At 72.3% G+C, this 15,321-nt stretch carries 14 protein-coding genes and 1 pseudogene; 8 read left to right on the top strand and 7 right to left on the bottom strand.

Features of this window, described 5'->3' with window-relative positions; translation table 11 throughout:
* Window positions 1–68: 68 nt before the first annotated feature.
* The 4 genes and pseudogenes from AB0M79_RS19205 to AB0M79_RS19190 form a co-directional block, all read right to left on the bottom strand.
* Window positions 69–1,043 (bottom strand): annotated as a pseudogene (locus AB0M79_RS19205) (M64 family metallopeptidase); the annotation flags it as partial.
* A gap of 224 nt (window positions 1,044–1,267) precedes the next feature.
* Window positions 1,268–1,681, bottom strand: coding sequence for a BTAD domain-containing putative transcriptional regulator (locus AB0M79_RS19200; protein ID WP_364215153.1), 414 nt, complete (start codon window positions 1,679–1,681; stop codon window positions 1,268–1,270).
* Window positions 1,681–1,866, bottom strand: a complete 186-nt coding sequence (locus tag AB0M79_RS19195) for a winged helix-turn-helix domain-containing protein (RefSeq protein ID WP_364215150.1) — start codon at window positions 1,864–1,866, stop codon at window positions 1,681–1,683. Before AB0M79_RS19195 ends, AB0M79_RS19200 begins: the two co-directional genes overlap by 1 nt.
* A 152-nt stretch (window positions 1,867–2,018) precedes the next feature.
* A complete protein-coding gene (locus tag AB0M79_RS19190) occupies window positions 2,019–2,522 on the bottom strand; it encodes an SET domain-containing protein (protein ID WP_364215147.1) in 504 nt (167 codons plus the stop codon).
* Window positions 2,523–2,674: 152 nt separating this feature from the next.
* On the opposite strand from AB0M79_RS19190, the gene AB0M79_RS19185 reads away from it, so the two are divergent.
* From AB0M79_RS19185 to AB0M79_RS19175, 3 genes are all read left to right on the top strand, one after another.
* Window positions 2,675–3,052 (top strand): DUF2089 domain-containing protein, encoded by a 378-nt coding sequence (locus tag AB0M79_RS19185; RefSeq protein ID WP_364215144.1) that lies wholly within the window; start codon window positions 2,675–2,677, stop codon window positions 3,050–3,052.
* Between the two features lie 267 nt (window positions 3,053–3,319).
* Complete coding sequence (locus AB0M79_RS19180; protein ID WP_364215141.1) at window positions 3,320–3,745, top strand: hypothetical protein; 426 nt, start codon at window positions 3,320–3,322, stop codon at window positions 3,743–3,745.
* Between the two features lie 368 nt (window positions 3,746–4,113).
* A complete protein-coding gene (locus tag AB0M79_RS19175) occupies window positions 4,114–5,787 on the top strand; it encodes a PucR family transcriptional regulator ligand-binding domain-containing protein (RefSeq protein WP_364215598.1) in 1,674 nt (557 codons plus the stop codon).
* A 10-nt stretch (window positions 5,788–5,797) separates the two neighbouring features.
* Here AB0M79_RS19175 and AB0M79_RS19170 read toward each other — a convergent pair whose 3' ends face one another.
* Complete coding sequence (locus tag AB0M79_RS19170) at window positions 5,798–6,574, bottom strand: Clp protease N-terminal domain-containing protein (RefSeq protein ID WP_364215138.1); 777 nt, start codon at window positions 6,572–6,574, stop codon at window positions 5,798–5,800.
* 217 nt (window positions 6,575–6,791) lie between these two features.
* Between AB0M79_RS19170 and AB0M79_RS19165 the strand changes: the two genes are divergently transcribed.
* Both AB0M79_RS19165 and AB0M79_RS19160 read left to right on the top strand, forming a co-directional pair.
* Complete coding sequence (locus AB0M79_RS19165; RefSeq protein ID WP_364215135.1) at window positions 6,792–7,055, top strand: GlsB/YeaQ/YmgE family stress response membrane protein; 264 nt, start codon at window positions 6,792–6,794, stop codon at window positions 7,053–7,055.
* Between the two features lie 122 nt (window positions 7,056–7,177).
* Window positions 7,178–8,224: a hypothetical protein gene (locus AB0M79_RS19160; protein ID WP_364215132.1), complete on the top strand. Its 1,047-nt coding sequence runs from the start codon at window positions 7,178–7,180 to the stop codon at window positions 8,222–8,224.
* 21 nt (window positions 8,225–8,245) lie between these two features.
* Here the strand turns inward: AB0M79_RS19160 and AB0M79_RS19155 are convergent, their stop codons facing one another.
* Entirely contained in the window at window positions 8,246–9,595 is a 1,350-nt protein-coding gene (locus AB0M79_RS19155) for a hypothetical protein (RefSeq protein WP_364215129.1), read from the bottom strand.
* 44 nt (window positions 9,596–9,639) lie between these two features.
* On the opposite strand from AB0M79_RS19155, the gene murD reads away from it, so the two are divergent.
* Window positions 9,640–11,145 carry a UDP-N-acetylmuramoyl-L-alanine--D-glutamate ligase gene (murD, locus tag AB0M79_RS19150; RefSeq protein ID WP_364215126.1) on the top strand — a complete coding sequence of 502 codons (1,506 nt, stop codon included), beginning with the start codon at window positions 9,640–9,642 and terminating at the stop codon, window positions 11,143–11,145.
* Window positions 11,146–11,274: 129 nt separating this feature from the next.
* Here murD and AB0M79_RS19145 read toward each other — a convergent pair whose 3' ends face one another.
* Entirely contained in the window at window positions 11,275–12,267 is a 993-nt protein-coding gene (locus AB0M79_RS19145) for a hypothetical protein (RefSeq protein WP_364215123.1), read from the bottom strand.
* 161 nt (window positions 12,268–12,428) lie between these two features.
* Between AB0M79_RS19145 and AB0M79_RS19140 the strand changes: the two genes are divergently transcribed.
* Both AB0M79_RS19140 and AB0M79_RS19135 read left to right on the top strand, forming a co-directional pair.
* A complete protein-coding gene (locus AB0M79_RS19140) occupies window positions 12,429–13,724 on the top strand; it encodes an aspartate aminotransferase family protein (RefSeq protein ID WP_364215120.1) in 1,296 nt (431 codons plus the stop codon).
* The gene (locus tag AB0M79_RS19135) at window positions 13,721–15,214 is read left to right on the top strand and encodes a CoA-acylating methylmalonate-semialdehyde dehydrogenase (protein WP_364215117.1); all 1,494 of its coding nucleotides are present in this window, start codon (window positions 13,721–13,723) and stop codon (window positions 15,212–15,214) included. Before AB0M79_RS19140 ends, AB0M79_RS19135 begins: the two co-directional genes overlap by 4 nt.
* Window positions 15,215–15,321: the final 107 nt, after the last annotated feature.

Genomic DNA, 15,321 nt, shown 5'->3' with positions numbered 1-15,321 from the left:
AAGTAGGTGCCGTCCGGCTGGTATGCCGTGCCGCCGCTGGACAGCGAGCCGGTGCGTGAAGTCCCGTAGCCGGTGCAGCCGGGGCCGCCACTGATCCTCGCCGCGATGGCGCGGTCCATCACCGCCAGGCTGACCGAGTTGAACGGCTTGGCCAGGCTACGCATCAGCGAGTCCTGCGACGGCCGGTAGATGCCGTACGCGTACTGGTGCCCGCCCTGGTACGCGCCGATCACGCCACCGTCCGGGGTCGCCTGGCCCAGGTGGGAGGCCCACTTCGTACCGCTGGGGTTGGTGGTGACGTTCGGCTGCCGGGGCTCGGATCCGGTGTACGTGGTGCCGGCCGTGAAGTACTCGTCGGCCAGCCCGCCGACCGAGTGCCCCAGTTCGTGGATGGCGATACGGCCGGAGGACGCGTTGCCGCCGGACACCGTGGACAGGCTCGGGTAACCGGCGCCGCCGTACGTGGTGCTGTTGCCGATCGCCACGATCGCGTCGACGCCGGGGGCCTGCGCGGCGTACTGCTTGGCCTTGGTCTCGTTCAGGCACAGCAGTCGGGCGATGCCGCCGCACCAGAAGTACATGTCCAGCGCGGTGTCCCGGCGGACGCCCTGGGTGGGGTCGTTGTCGACCCCCGACTGGTTGGAGATCACGTTGACCAGCCATACGTTGATCGATCCGCGGTGTTTGTTCCAGGGCTCTGTCGCGGCGATCTCGTTCCATTTGGTCTGGGCGTGCTGCCGCAGCAGGCCCATCTGCGACGCCGTGTAGCCGTCGCCCACGATGACCATGTCGAACCGGGTGCTGGACGGTCCGGTGTTCTGCAGGGCGATCACCTCCGCCGCCGCGGCGGCGGCGGACTGCTGCGGCGTCATGGCGGTGGCGCGTTCCGTGGGCAGGTACATCTGGGTGATCGTGCCGTCGGGCGAGAAGACCTCTCGCCATTGCCTGTCCTGCGCCGCCGCGGCGGCGGGCGGCGTCGAGGCGAACAGCAGGGTCGCGGCGAGGACAGCGGCGGCGGCCAGGGGTACGGGACGTCGGTGCATGCGGACGCTCCTGGGGGTTCGAGTGACCTGGGGGACAGCGCGTGGTGCGTCAACACCATGCCGGTTTCGCACCCGCCGGCGGCAATCCCGAACCGGCATAGCACCCACGTGATCTCGCCCCGTCGTACCACGCGATCAACACCGCCCTGCGGTGACCTACGCGGCGGCGTATGGCCGGGCGGGTAGCCCGCACTGCCACCCTGTGCGGCGTCCGATGATCGAACTCAGCCGGGGCGCTCCGCGAACGACAGGAGCATTCGCGCCTCCAACCGGATCCCGAGCGCCGCGACGCCGTCGTGGCGGAAGAGGCTCAACATGGACCAGGCCTCGACCCAGTCCTCGATCGCGGCCAGCCGGGCCTGTTCGAGCCGGGTGGTGTACGCCAGCGACCACTCGTACGGCTCCAGGCCGGCGAGCACGTCACCGCGCCACAACGCCAGTCCCCGGGCGAGCTGCCCGGCGGCGACCGCCCAGTCGCCGGCGGCCAGCGCCGTCCGGCCACCGGCCACGAGCTGCTCGAACACGTCGGCGTCGCACTCCTGCGGCGACACGTCCAGGCGGTAGCCACGGGAGACCAGCCGTGGGCGCGGGTGTCCGGTGGCCGTCGCCCGGTCCAGCACGGCCCGCAGACCCGACATCACGAGTACAGGTTGGCCCGGGCCGAGGCCGGCGGTCGCTCGCCCCACAGCGCGTACTCGATCTCGTCGGAACTCACCACCCGCCCGGCGTGCACCAGCAGGTAGGCGAGCAGGACGCGTTGTTTCTGCCGGGGCAGGGCGACCGTCGTGCCCTCATGGTCCCGGATCTCGAGTGTCCGGAGCACGTGGAAGGTCACTGTCCACTCCGGATGGAGCCGCCGGCTTCGGTCACCGCGGGCCCCGTCGTCGGTTCGGGGGCAGACACACAGGACACCGTCCGTTCTGCACACTCACCGGTCGCCAGGAAGTGTATGGCGGCGCCGGCCACGGGTCCGGGTCACGTTGTCGCGATCCGCTCGGCGAGCCACGACATCCAGTGCCCCCGGTACGCGTCCTGCAGCTCCGGCAGCCGCCAGTCGCGTCCGGTGACCGTCTGCCGGCACAACGGGCTGCCGCACCGGCAGGTCATCGACCAGGTCTCCGTGCCGGTGAGCGTGGCGTAGTCGATCGTCAGTTCCTCTCCGGTGGGGATGGGTCGGCGAGCGACGACCGTCACCGCGTCCAGGTGCCAGAGATTCGGGTCGCAGGAGTGGTTGCCGTAGCGCACCGGGTGCGCCGGATCGAGCAGCAGGTTGGTGTCCTCCGCGACGGCGACGCTGCTGTAGGGCGGAGGGACGGCGGCCAGTGCCGCGTTGTCCAGCACCGCACCACCGAATGCCATGACCGGCTCGTCCCGGTCGATGGCGTGGGTGGCGAACAGGCCGTGTCCCTCGATGGGCGACGGACCCACCCGGGCCCGCGGCGTCAGCCAGGAGTCGGACGGGTAGCGGCGATCCGGCATCGATGATCCTCCAGGCGCGGCACTGGACCGGCCGGCGGACCAAGGGTACCGGGCGCTGGCCGGCCGGCCCGCAAGGGGTCTAGCGGGAGAAGTTAAGAAAATTAAGATCAACTTCTTGAAAGTTAATGTTCGGCACGGCTAAGGTTTCAGGTATGAGAGAGCAGGCGATGGACTGGCAGGAGCTTACGAACCTGACCCGGGGGCAGCCGTTCGTCGTCGAGCGGGTGCGCCTGGCCGGCAACGGTGTCGCGATCGAGGGCGAGTTCGAGCCACCGCAACTGGCTCAGCTCAGCGTCGAGGACCAGGTCTTCGTCACGGCGTTCGTGCGGTGCCACGGCTCCATCAAGGAGATGGAGCGGATCTTCGGGGTGAGCTACCCGACGATCAAGTCGCGGCTGAACCGGATCACGCAGATGCTCGACTTCGTCGAGACCGACCCGGCGCCGTCCCGGGCCGACGTCATCGATCGGTTGCGTCGCGGCGAGATCACCGCACAGCAGGCACTGTCCGAACTGGAGAGCCGGACATGATGCCGCAGTTGCTGACCGTACGGGTCGAGCGCCCGGCCGGTCGTCCCGTCCGGGTCTGGGTCCCGGTGCTTCCCGTGGTGCTGGTGTTCCTGCCGGTCGTGGTCCTGACCCTGCTGGTGGCGGCCGTGGCCTGCCTCGTTTACCGCGTCAGCGTGGTGCGGGCGTTCGGCACCGGTTGGCGCGTGGTGTCCGCCCTGCCCGGCACCCGGTTCGACATCGAGCACGACCGTACGGCCGTGCTCGTGGCTATCAGACAGGAGCGTGGAGATGAACGAACAGCGCAAGGACATCCTCGACATGCTGGCCGAGGGCAAGATCACCGCGGAGGAGGCCGAACGGCTCATCGCCGCGCTCGAACGGGACGAGCCGCCGCCGGCATCGAGCCTCGACGCCCGGCCGAAGGGCAAGGCCAGGTATCTGCGGGTGATGGTGGACGCCCTCGACGAGAACGGCGTGCCGGGGCGGGTCAACGTACGGGTGCCGCTGCAACTCCTGCGGGCCGGGGTCCGGCTGACGGCCCTGATCCCGCCGCCGGCACTGGGTAAGGCCAACGCCGAACTGGGCAAGTCGGGCGTGCCGATCGACCTGACGCAGCTCAAGCCCGAACAGCTCGAGGCCCTGGTGGATCACCTCGAAGAGATGACGGTGGAGGTCGATCAGCCCGATGCCAAGGTGCGTGTCTTCTGCGAGTAGGCGCCGTCCAGGTGGACGGACCCTCGAGAGGGTGCTGGAACACCCTCCCGAGGCCGCGCCCGCTACAGCAGAGCACGTGAACTGCCAACCTGAATTCTAGCCACCCGCCGAACCAGCAGGGCCCAGGGCAGCTTCGTCGGTGGCCGCGCCCGTACGGCGCGGTCACCGACGGAGGCCTTCGGGTCGGCGAGGCGATCGGCCGGCAACCTCCAAGATCCGCGTGATCAGGGGCCGCGGCCCCCGACACGCCGGCGACACCCCGGACTTACTCCCTGATCACCGGAATCATGGGCGGCTACCGTTAGCGGGTGTTCCCTACGGTCCGTCACGTGCTGGCGCTCGCGCCGGTGCGGCACGGGGTGCCCCGGATGCTCGCCGGGGCGGCCAGCCTGGACCGGGCGGTGCGCTGGGTGCACGTCGCCGAGGTGCCCGACATCGCGACCCTGCTCGGTGGGGGTGAACTCGTCCTGATGACCGGGATCGGGTTGCCCACCGACGACGCCGGGCTGCGTGCCTTCGTCGCCGACCTGGCCGACGTCGGCGTCTCCGGCCTGGTCGTCGAACTCGGCCGGCGCTTCACCGGGACGTTACCGAAGGTGATGGTCGCCGCCGCCGAGCGGCGCGGGCTGCCGCTGGTCGAGCTGCGTCGGGCCACCCCGTTCGTACGGATCACCGAGGCGGTCCACGCGCTGATCGTCGACGCCCAGCTCACCGAACTGCGGGCGACCGAGGAGATCCATCAGAGGTTCACCGAGCTGTCGGTGGAGGGCGCCGAGCCGGCGGACGTGGTACACCAGGCCGCCGCCCTGGCCGGCTGCCCGGTGGTGCTGGAGAACCTGTCCCGGCAGGTGCTCGCGTACGACACCGCGGGGGAGTCCGCCGAGATGCTGCTCGACGGCTGGGAGCAGCACTCGCGCCGGATCCAGCCGACCGGCCGGACCGCGTACGACTCCGACTCCGGCTGGCTCGTGACCACGGTCGGCGCCCGCGGGCAGGACTGGGGCCGGTTGCTGCTGCGCTGGTCCAACGAGCTGTCCGGCAGCGACCCGCCGCCGACCCGGCTGACGATCCTGGTCGAGCGGGCCGCGTCGACCCTCGCCCTGGGGCGGCTGATCCGCCGGGACGCCGAAGGGCTCGAGCGTCAGATCCACCGCACGCTGCTCACCGCCCTGCTCGACCACTCCCGGCCGGTCGACGAGGTCGCCCTGCGGGCCCGCGCGCTCGGTGTCGCGCTGGAACGCCACCACCTGGTCGGGGTGGTGGTCCGGTTCAGGGCCGACGACGGCGGCGCCGAGGCCGGTACGGAGGCGGCCCAGGCCCGGCTGCGGGACCTGGCCGAGGCCGTCGGGCAGGCAATGCGGGACGCCCGGCTGACCGGTCTGACCAGTGCCCTCGACGACCAGGCGGTGGGGGCGCTGCTGGCGTTGCGCGGCGCCGACGACGAGGAGCGGGCGCTGTCCGCGTTCGCCGCCGCGCTGCGCCGGGTACGCCTCGACGCCGGACCGCCCGGCCGGCCCCGTACCGGCGGTCCGGGCGACCACGGACCGGCCGCCGTGGGTCCGGCGACACCGGCGAACGGCGTCCCCCGGCCGGGCGGGCTGATCGTCGCGGCCGGCTCGGGGGTCGGCACCCTGCGCGAGGCCCGCCGGTCGCTGATCGAGGCGCGGCAGGTCGCCGACGCCGCCCGCCACGACCGGCGGGACGTGTCGGTGTTCCGGCTGCCGCACGTCGGCCTGGCCGGCCTGCTGCACCTGCTGCGTGAGGAGCCGCGCCTGCAGACGTTCGTCGAGCGGGAGCTGGGGGCACTGCTGGCGTACGACGCGAAGCATCCGCGCGAACAGTTGCTCGGCACGCTGCGGGCGTACCTGGAGAACGGGCGGAACAAGTCGGCGGCGGCGACGGCGGCGCACCTGTCCCGGCCGGCGTTCTACGAGCGGCTGGCCCGGATCGCCCGGATCCTCGACGCCGACCTCGACTCGGTCGACGCCTGCCTGTCGCTGCACGTGGCGCTGCTGGCGCTGGACGCCGTACGGGACACCTGAGCCGGGCGGATCAGCCGGTCAGCCGAGCCCGTTCCTCGAGCCGTTCGATGCGTTCGACGAGGGGTCGCAGCTCCTGCCGGATCGCCGCGCCGAGGACCGCCGTCATCTCCGGCCCGGCGGCGGGTCCGACCTGCTGCGCCGGGTGGGCGCTCTGCGTGGTCTGGGTGCGCAGGTGCGCGAACACGGACAGGGCGGCGGCGACGGCGCGCCGGGAGAGTCGCAGTTCGCCACCGAGGGAGCGCAGAACCCGGCCGGCGACACCGTCCGGTTCGGCGATCAGCCCGAGTAGCAGGTGCTCCGAGCCGACGTAGTTGTTGCCGTAGGCGGCGGCCTCGGTGACCGCCAGTTCCAGGGCGTCCGCCGCCGGTCCGCTGAACCGCTGCGGCCCGGCTTGCGCTGCCGGGTCCTCGTCGGTGAGAGTTTCGCGGGCCAGAGCGCGGCTGATCCGGGCCGGCTCGATCTCCAGAGCCGGCAGCACCCGGAGGGCGAGGTTGGCGCCCTCGGTCAGGATGCCGTGCAGCACGTGTCCGGTGCCCACGGTCGGCGATCCGTCGGCCCGCGCCCGCTCGATGGCGAGCTGCAGCGTGGTGCGTGCGCGGGCAGTGAAGTCCGGCAGCCGGGCGGCGAGGTCGTCGCCGCCGACATCGACCACGACGCTCTCCCGGATGGCGGTCACCCGCCGGACCGCCTGTTCCAGGGCGCGTTGACAGATGGCGGAGACGGGCACGCCCGTTTCCCGTACCGCCTCGGCGAGTTCGTCGGGGAGGTACACGTTGATTTTCGGCATCGTCGGCTCCTCCTGGATCGTCTGCGCTTGTGGCTTCGCACGGTCGCAGGCTTGTAACCCTGTTATACCCCCATTGGGGTTATAGGGCCAGTGTGAGCCGGAACCCGGATTCGGAACGCTCTTGATCGGGAAGGAAACAGGACGGCGTCGCCGATACAGGGACGCGCGCCGGCCCGCACCACGGGCCGGCGCCGAGTCAGGCACGGGAGGAACCACCGTGGAGATCACCGGCATCATCACCGCACTGATCATCGGCGCCGTCGTCGGTGCGCTCGGCAGGCTCGTCCTGCCCGGCCGGCAACGCATCTCGTTCCTGCTCACCATCGCCGTCGGGATCGTCGCGGCCCTGCTGGGCACGCTGCTGGCCACCGTGATGGGGGTGGCCGAGACCCGTGGCATCGACTGGATCGAACTGTTCATCCAGATCGCCCTCGCCGCGATCGGGGTCGGCATCGTCTCGGCCGCCGTCGGTCGCCGCTGACCGCCGACATCCGGCCGGCTTGATCAAATTCTCTAAACTGCCTGATCATGGCGGCACGACGACCGGACCAGGGCCCGATCGAGCACCGCGGGACACGCCCGCGACGGCGTACGGGGGGTCGGGTGGACCTGGACAAGGGCACCCGGCCCCGCCAGCGCCGGGACGCCTCGGTGCTGCCGGGCCTGCTGGCCCTCGTCGCGCTCATCGGCGGCCCGATCCTCGCCGGTGTGTTCGCCGTACCCATCCGCGCCACGGTGGCCGGCGCCGCCTGCCGGATCACCGGCTGCTCCGGCGTCGGCATGGTCACCGCCGGCTGGCTGGTCGTCGCACTCCCGCTCATGATCCTGATCACCGGCCTGCTGGTCGGCCGCCGGGCGGGCCGGATCGGCCAGGCCGCGTTCATCGTCGCGGGCATCCTGGCCGGCCTCGTGGCCCTGGTCTTCGTGCCCGGACGCGGCACCTCGTTCGCCTCGATCATGCGCGGCGTCGGCGCCGGCGCCGACCAGATGGCCACCGGCCTGCGGTGGGGACTGATCGGACTGGTCGCCGCCGGGGTGCTGGCCGTCGCCGCCCTGATGATGGCGCAGCGGCTGCGTAGCCCCGTCCGGGCGGCCACCGCGACCGTGGCCGCGCTGGCGCTGGTGACCACCCTCGGCGTCGCCTGGGCCCGTGCCACGCCCACCTACCTGACCGCCGCCGACGTCTTCTCCGAGGCGAGCTTCACCATCGGCGGCAACACCCTGACCCGGCAGAGTTCCGCGGACCGGCGCGGCTGTGCCGGCGTCCTGCCCGACGACGGGCCGCTGGAACGGGCACCCTGCATCCGTACGCTGCACGCCACCTTCACCACCGACGACAGCGACGCCCTGGTGAACTTCCGGGCCGTGCTCTACCCGAGCAACGACGACGCCCGGGCCGTGCGCGAAGCCCTGCCGGACGGACTAGCCCCGGCCGACGCGCACGGCGAGGTACGCACCGTCTTCTCGGTCGCCAGTTCCTGGCTGCTCATCGGCGCGGTCGGGCACGCCGACGGCCGTTCGATCCAGACCGGCGACCGCGGCTGGCTGCTGTGGGCGCTGAAGTGCGTCACGTACCGGTTCCTCGGCGTGCAGTCCGGCCTCGGCGTGGACCCGACACCGGAGAACGGCATCGGCCCGCGCCGCCCCTGACCACCGGACCGCGACCGCCGGCTAGAACAGCGCGGTCAACGCCTTGGCGTACGGCGGCGGCACGTGGTTGGGCCCGGCCGGGGTGAACACGTCGGTACGCGACGCCGCCGGCCACGCCTCCGCCGGCACCGCCGCCATCAGCGACCGGACGACCGGCGCCCCGCGCCACTGCTCCTGCTCGGCCAGCAGCCCCAGCGCCACCAGCGACTCCTCGACCTCGCCCACGCACTCGAACGGCTTGTGCGCGTCGATGCCGAGCAGTTCCAGGTAGCCCGGCACCTGCGCCGGGTCGGCGAGCAGGTCGGCACCGAAGATGCCGCCGATCCGGGCCCGCGACATGAACGGCGCCATCGCCAGGAACACGAACCGGCACTTCGGGCAGTCGCCGCACCACCGGGCGCTCGGGTCGTGCAGCTTGAACGCCGCGTTGCAGCTGGTCACCACCGCGTCGTAGCGGTCGAACCGGGCGAACAGCCGGGCGATGTGCAGCTCGGACAGCGACCGCAGCAGCGAGAAGTACGGCTCGGTCAGCCCGGCGTGCTCCGACAGCGCCGCCCGCAGCAGCCCCTCGGCCTCGACCCCCTTCGACCACTGGTGGTTGATCTCGTGACCGTTCCAGATCAGGTTGGGGTCGGACGCCGACCGCTCGTTCGACATCACCACCGGGCCCAGCCCGTGCAGCACCGCCGTGCCGACCGCGATCAGCGAGTTGATCGCGGTGACCGGGATGTGGCCGTTGCGGGCGCCGGCCTTGTTCAGCTCGAACAGCAGCGGGTCGAGCCGGCGGCGGGCGGCCAGCGCCGGCAGCCCGGCCGCCGCGTTCACCGACTCGATCACCGGGTTGGGGTTGACCGAGAACGGCACCGGGTCGAAGCCGCCCTGCCGCAGCGCCTCCAGGCTGACGATCGAGTCCTTGCCGCCACCGACGGCCGACAGCGGCCGCCGGTCGGACGTGTCGACCACCGTCGGCGCCGGCAGTTGCCCCACCGGTACGTCGAGTACCAGTTCCAGCACGTGCGGCAGGTCGTTGCGGTAGGCGTACTCGGCCAGGCCCTTCGTGTAGACGGCCTGGACCAGCGCGGTCGCGGCCGTGCCCAGCGGGGCCGGCGCCGCGAGCGACGGCGGTGCGGCCGCCTTGTAGTAGCTCACCCCGGCGACCAGGTGCAGCAGCTCCAGCACCCGGTGGAAGGTCAGCATCGTCTCCGCCGCCGGCGGCCGCTCCGGCAGCGGGAACGTCACCGTCTCGGTGAACCGGACCTCGCCGTCGGGGCCGTCGAGGGCGTAGTCGAACGACGCCACCCCGCTGTCCGGATCGAAGGAGTACGACGGGAAGGTGAAGGAACGCATCCCCCGGAGCTGTTCGTTGCGCACACGCCATACTAGGCAGGCCCGACCCTGACCGAAGGAGAATGCCGGTGCGCCTGGCCGACCTGCGCGGACGTTCGGTGGCCGTCTGGGGGACCGGCCGGGAGGGCCGGGCGGCGGTCACCGCGATCGCCGCACACGCGCCCGCCCGGCTGGTCGCCGTCGACGACAGCGCCAACTTCCTGTCCCTGCCCTGGGACGGCGAACTGGCCCGGATCGCCCCGCTGCACGGCGGCGACGAGGCGTTCGAGCAGCTGGCGGCCGCCGACGTCGTGGTCCGCTCGCCCGGCGTACCGCAGACCCATCCCTGGGTCGTCGCGCTGCGCGAGCGGGGCATCCCGATCACCGGCGGCACCGCCCTGTGGATGGCCGACCACGCCGACCGGACCGTCGGGGTCACCGGCAGCAAGGGCAAGAGCACCACGTCGAGCCTGATCAGTCACCTGCTCACCGCCGTCGGCCGGCCGAACGTCTTCGGCGGCAACATCGGCGTACCCCTGCTCGACCTGCCCGAGGCCGACCTCTACGTGCTGGAGCTGTCCAGCTACCAGTGCAGCGACCTGGCCGACTCGCCCCGCGTGGCGGTGGTGACCTCGCTGTTCCCCGAGCACCTCGACGCGCACGGCGGCGAGCGCGAGTACTACCGCGACAAGCTCAACCTGCTCGCCCACGACCCGGCGACGATCGTGGTCAACGGTGCCGACAAGCGCCTGCTCGCCGAACTCGCCGCCCTGCCGGCCTTCGCCGGCCGACCGGTCCTGACCGCCGGCCGCTCCGACGTCGCCCCCGGACCGCTGCCGACCGGTGGCCTGGTCGGCGTGGCCGGGCCGGCCGGCGAACCGACCGTGGTCGGCGGGCCCGGACCGGTGGGGGAGCCGGTACTCACCGACCGCCCCGGCGGACCGGTCGTCGACGGCGCCGACCGGTTCCACCTGGCCGTCGGGCCGGACGGCACCGAGTACGTCCACGCCGGCGACCGCCCGCTCTTCCCGCGCGCGGCCCTGCCGCTGGTCGGCCGGCACAACGGCCGCAACCTGTGCGTGGCACTGGCCGTCGTCGAGGCGCTCGGCGTCGACGTGATCGCCGAGGCCGACACGCTCGCCCGGGCGGCCCGCTCGTTCGCCGGGCTGCCGCACCGGCTGGCCGAGATCGCCGACCCGTCCGGGGTGACGTTCGTCGACGACACCCTGTCGACCAGCCCGTACTCGGCGATGCACGCCATCGACGCGTACGACGGGCGGTCGCTGACCGTGATCGTCGGCGGCACCGACCGGGGCCTGGACTACACCCCGCTGCGCGAGCACCTCGCCGACCGCGAGCTGACCGTGATCGGCATCCCGGACAGTGGCGAGCGGATCGTCGAGACGCTGCGCGACCTGCCCGGCGTACGCGCCGAGGTGGCCGAGGACCTCGTCGCGGCGGTGGCCCTGGCCCGTACGCTCACCCCGGCCGGCGGGGCGGTGCTGCTGTCGCCGGCCGCCCCGAGCTACGGCCGGTTCCGCAACTTCGAGCACCGCTCCGAGGTCTTCGTGAAGGCAATCGCCGACACCGCCTGACCTTCCCGGATCCTGCCGGCGCGGATGCCGGCGACCTCAGTCGCCGCCCCCGCAACCGCCGCCACATCCACCGCCGCAGCCCGAGGAGCCCGAGCGGGTCAGCGCGATCGAGGCACTGCTCCACACCGGCTAGGACAGGGTCGCGTGCAGAGCGCGCATCGAGCGGACGGCGGAGCGGATCTCCTGCAGGTAGCGGCCCGGCGTCAGCACCGGAACCGGCATCCGGTCGTCCAGGTCGGACGGCGGATGGCCGACGGTCTCGATGCCGCAGCCGTACGGCAGGCCCAGGGTGCGCAACGCGTCGCAGTGCTGGAACGGCACGTAGATCGGCGCGGTGACCAGCAGTACCGGGTCGCCGGGGGACAACCGGATCCGGCTGGCCCAGAACCGCTGCGTGTCGGCGGTGTGCGCGCGACGTACGGCGGGGTCGCCCGAAGGGGCGGCCAGCACCCGGACCTGCGGGCCGCCGGCCGGCCGGTAGATCCGCTCCGACCAGGAGCGGTGCGGGTCCTCGCTGTTCTCGCCGTGCGTGGCGACCGGAACGTCCACGCCGAACTCCCGGCGGACCGCCGCGTCCAGGGCGTCCACCTCGGACCGGCAGCCGGTGACGCCGGCCGCCGCCAGCGACGCCGTCTCGTCGGCGGTCAGCGGCCGGAAGCTACCCAGCACGGCCACGGTCGCGGCGGTGAGCCCCACGCCGGCCGTCGCTGATCCGACCGCGGGACGCAGCAGCCGGGCGGCGCACCGGACGCGGGAGACGCAGGCGTGTGCCAGGCCGCCCAGGACGACCAGGTGGGCGTACCCGGACCTGGCCGGCGGCCGTGGGGTGACCAGGCCCAGGGCCCGCGCGGACGCCAGCACCCGGCGGGCGGTTTCCGGCGGCAGTGCGGGTTCGCGGGCCTCCGGCCGTTCCCGGCCGGCGCGGAAGTCCCAGTGTGCGGCCGAGAAGTCGTCGAGCCAGGCCAGGGTGGCGCCCAGGTCCGCCGTCGGCGGCCGGCCGCCGAACGCGGTGACCAGGTCGGACAGTGCCGGCGACCCGAGCCAGCCGGCGATGCCGGCGGCGACGTCGGCGGCCGTGGCACCGGGCGCACCGGTCGGCAGCGGTACGGCGGGCACGGTCACCGGCGGATCGTATCGGTAAACGGCGGGCCGCCCGTAGCGTTCCGCCGGTTGACGGAGTGTCAATCGACGCGTGTCGGTGAGCTACATCCTGACGGTTGCCACAGGTGGTCATCGGTGGCAGCGTGCAAAGATCCGCGTACCCGGGTGAGGGGTTTGCTGCCATGACCACTGACGACCTGCTGGCCCGGCACCGGGCTGTGCTGCCCTCCTGGATGCCGCTCTACTACCAGGAGCCGATCGAGATCGTATCCGGCGCCGGATGCCGGGTCACCGACGCCCAGGGGCGCACCTACCTGGACTTCTTCGGCGGCGTGCTGACCACGATGATCGGGTACGACATACCGGAGATCCGCGAGGCGGTCGAACGCCAGCTGCGCACCGGCGTGGTGCACACCTCCACCCTCTACCTCATCCGCCAGCAGGTAGAACTCGCCGAGAAGGTCGCCCGGCTGTCCGGCATCCCCGACCCGCGGGTGTTCTTCACCAACTCCGGCACCGAGGCCAACGAGGCGGCCCTGCTCGTCGCCACCAACCACCGCCGGTCGCACCAGATCCTCGCCGTACGCAACAGCTACCACGGCCGGTCGTACGCGGCGATGGGCATCACCGGACACCGCAGCTGGTCGGCGTCGGCGCTGAACCCGCTCCAGGTGAGCTGGCTGCACTCCGGCGACCGGCTGCGCGGGCTGCTGTCCCGCCTCGACCCCGAGCAGCACGTCGAGGCGGCCGTCGACGACCTGCGCGAGGTGCTGGCCACCCAGACCTCCGGCGACGTCGCCGCGCTGATCGCCGAACCGATCCAGGGCGTCGGCGGCTTCGTGCACGCCCCCGACGGGCTGCTCGGCGCCTGGAAGAAGGTGCTCGACGAGACCGGCATCCTGCTCATCTCCGACGAGGTACAGACCGGCTGGGGCCGCACCGGCGAGCACTTCTGGGGCTACCAGGCCCACGATGTCGTACCCGACCTGCTGACCTTCGCCAAGGGGATCGGCAACGGGTTCGCGCTCGCCGGGGTCGTCGGCAGGGCCGAGGTGCTCAACGAGGTGCACGCGACCAGCTTCTCCACATACGGCGGCAACCCGGTCTCCACCGCGGCCGGCAACGCCGTCATCGACTACCTGCTCGACCACGACCTGCAGGCCAACGCCGCCCGGGTCGGCGCGATCCTCGGCGACGGGCTGCGGGCGGCGGTCACCGACCGGGGCATCGTCGGCGACGTACGCGGCAAGGGGCTGATGCTGGCGGTCGAGTTCGTCCAGCCGGGCAGCCGCGAACCGAACACGGCGGCGACCGTCGCCGTGTTCGAGGAGTGCCGGCGCGGCGGGCTGCTGGTCGGCAAGGGCGGCCTGTACGGCAACGTGCTGCGGATGGGGCCGCCGTTGACCCTGACCGAGGACGAGGCCCGCGAGGGCCTGGCGATCCTGGTCGACGCGATCACGAAGGTGGATGGGGCATGAGCGAGCGTATTACCCACTTTGTGGACGGGAAGCCGTGGACCGGGGAGCCGGGGCGTACCGGTGAGGTCTTCGATCCGGCGACCGGCACGGTCAGCGGTCACGTCGACCTGGCCGGCACCGCCGACGTCGACATCGCCGTCGCCGCCGCCGTACGGGCCGGCCGGGAGTGGCGCGACGCGTCGCTGGCCCGGCGTACCTCGGTCCTGTTCGCCTTCCGGGAGATCGTCAACGCGCGGCGGGACGAACTCGCCGCCACCATCACCGCCGAACACGGCAAGGTGCTGTCCGACGCGGCCGGCGAGGTCCAGCGCGGGCTGGAGATCATCGAGTACGCCTGCGGCATCCCGACGCTGCTCGCCGGCGGCCACAGCGAGAACGTGTCGACCGGCGTCGACTCCTACACGCTGCGGCAGCCGCTCGGCGTCGTCGCGGTGATCTCCCCGTTCAACTTCCCGGCGATGGTGCCGCTGTGGTTCGTGCCGATCGCGGTCGCCTGCGGCAACACCGTCGTGCTCAAGCCTTCGGAGAAGGACCCGTCCAGCGCCGGTCTGCTCGCTGCCTGGTTCAGCGAGGCCGGCCTGCCCGACGGCGTCTTCAACGTCGTACACGGTGACAAGGAGGCGGTCGACGCGCTGCTCGACCACCGGGACGTGAAGTCGGTGTCGTTCGTCGGCTCCACCCCGGTCGCCCGCTACGTCTACGAGCGCGGCACCGCCGCCGGCAAGCGGGTGCAGGCGCTCGGCGGGGCGAAGAACCACATGGTGGTGCTCCCCGACGCCGACCTCGACCTGGCCGCCGACGCCGCCGTCAACGCCGGGTTCGGGTCGGCGGGGGAGCGGTGCATGGCGATCTCCGTCGTCGTCGCCGTCGAGCCGGTCGCCGACGCCCTGGTGGAGCGGATCGCGGCCCGGATCGGCGGCCTGCGTACCGGGGACGGCCGCCGAGGCTGCGACATGGGACCGCTGGTCACCGCCGCGCACCTGGCCCGGGTGACGTCGTACGTCGAGGCCGGCGCGGCCGCCGGTGCGAAGGCGGTGGTCGACGGGCGGGACGTGGTGGCCGACGGTGCGGCCGGCGGCTACTGGCTCGGGCCGACCCTGTTCGACCATGTCACCCCGGACATGTCGATCTACACCGACGAGATCTTCGGGCCGGTGCTGTCGGTGGTCCGGGTCGCCTCGTACGACGAGGCGCTGGCCCTGGTCAACGCGTGCGAGTACGGCAACGGCACGGCGATCTTCACCAACGACGGCGGGGCGGCCCGCCGCTACCAGCACGAGGTCGAGGTCGGCATGGTCGGCGTGAACGTGCCGATCCCGGTGCCGATGGCCTACTACTCGTTCGGCGGCTGGAAGTCGTCGCTGTTCGGTGACACGCATGCGCACGGCCGCGAGGGCGTGCACTTCTTCACCCGGGGCAAGGTCGTGACGAGTCGCTGGCTCGACCCCAGCCACGGCGGCATCAACCTGGGCTTCCCCACCCAGACCTGAGTCCCGCACGTCCCTGACGCGCCCCTGACGCGCGTTGATCAAGGAGAAGTCGCGCGACGAATCGCCGCGATCCGGGCACGGCTTCTCCTTGGTCAACGGCAGGGGGT

The organism is Polymorphospora sp. NPDC051019, assembly GCF_040683055.1.
Lineage (GTDB): Bacteria > Actinomycetota > Actinomycetes > Mycobacteriales > Micromonosporaceae > Polymorphospora > Polymorphospora lycopeni.
Note: the sequence above shows the minus strand (reverse complement) of the source record. Positions and strands in the feature narration are given on the sequence as shown.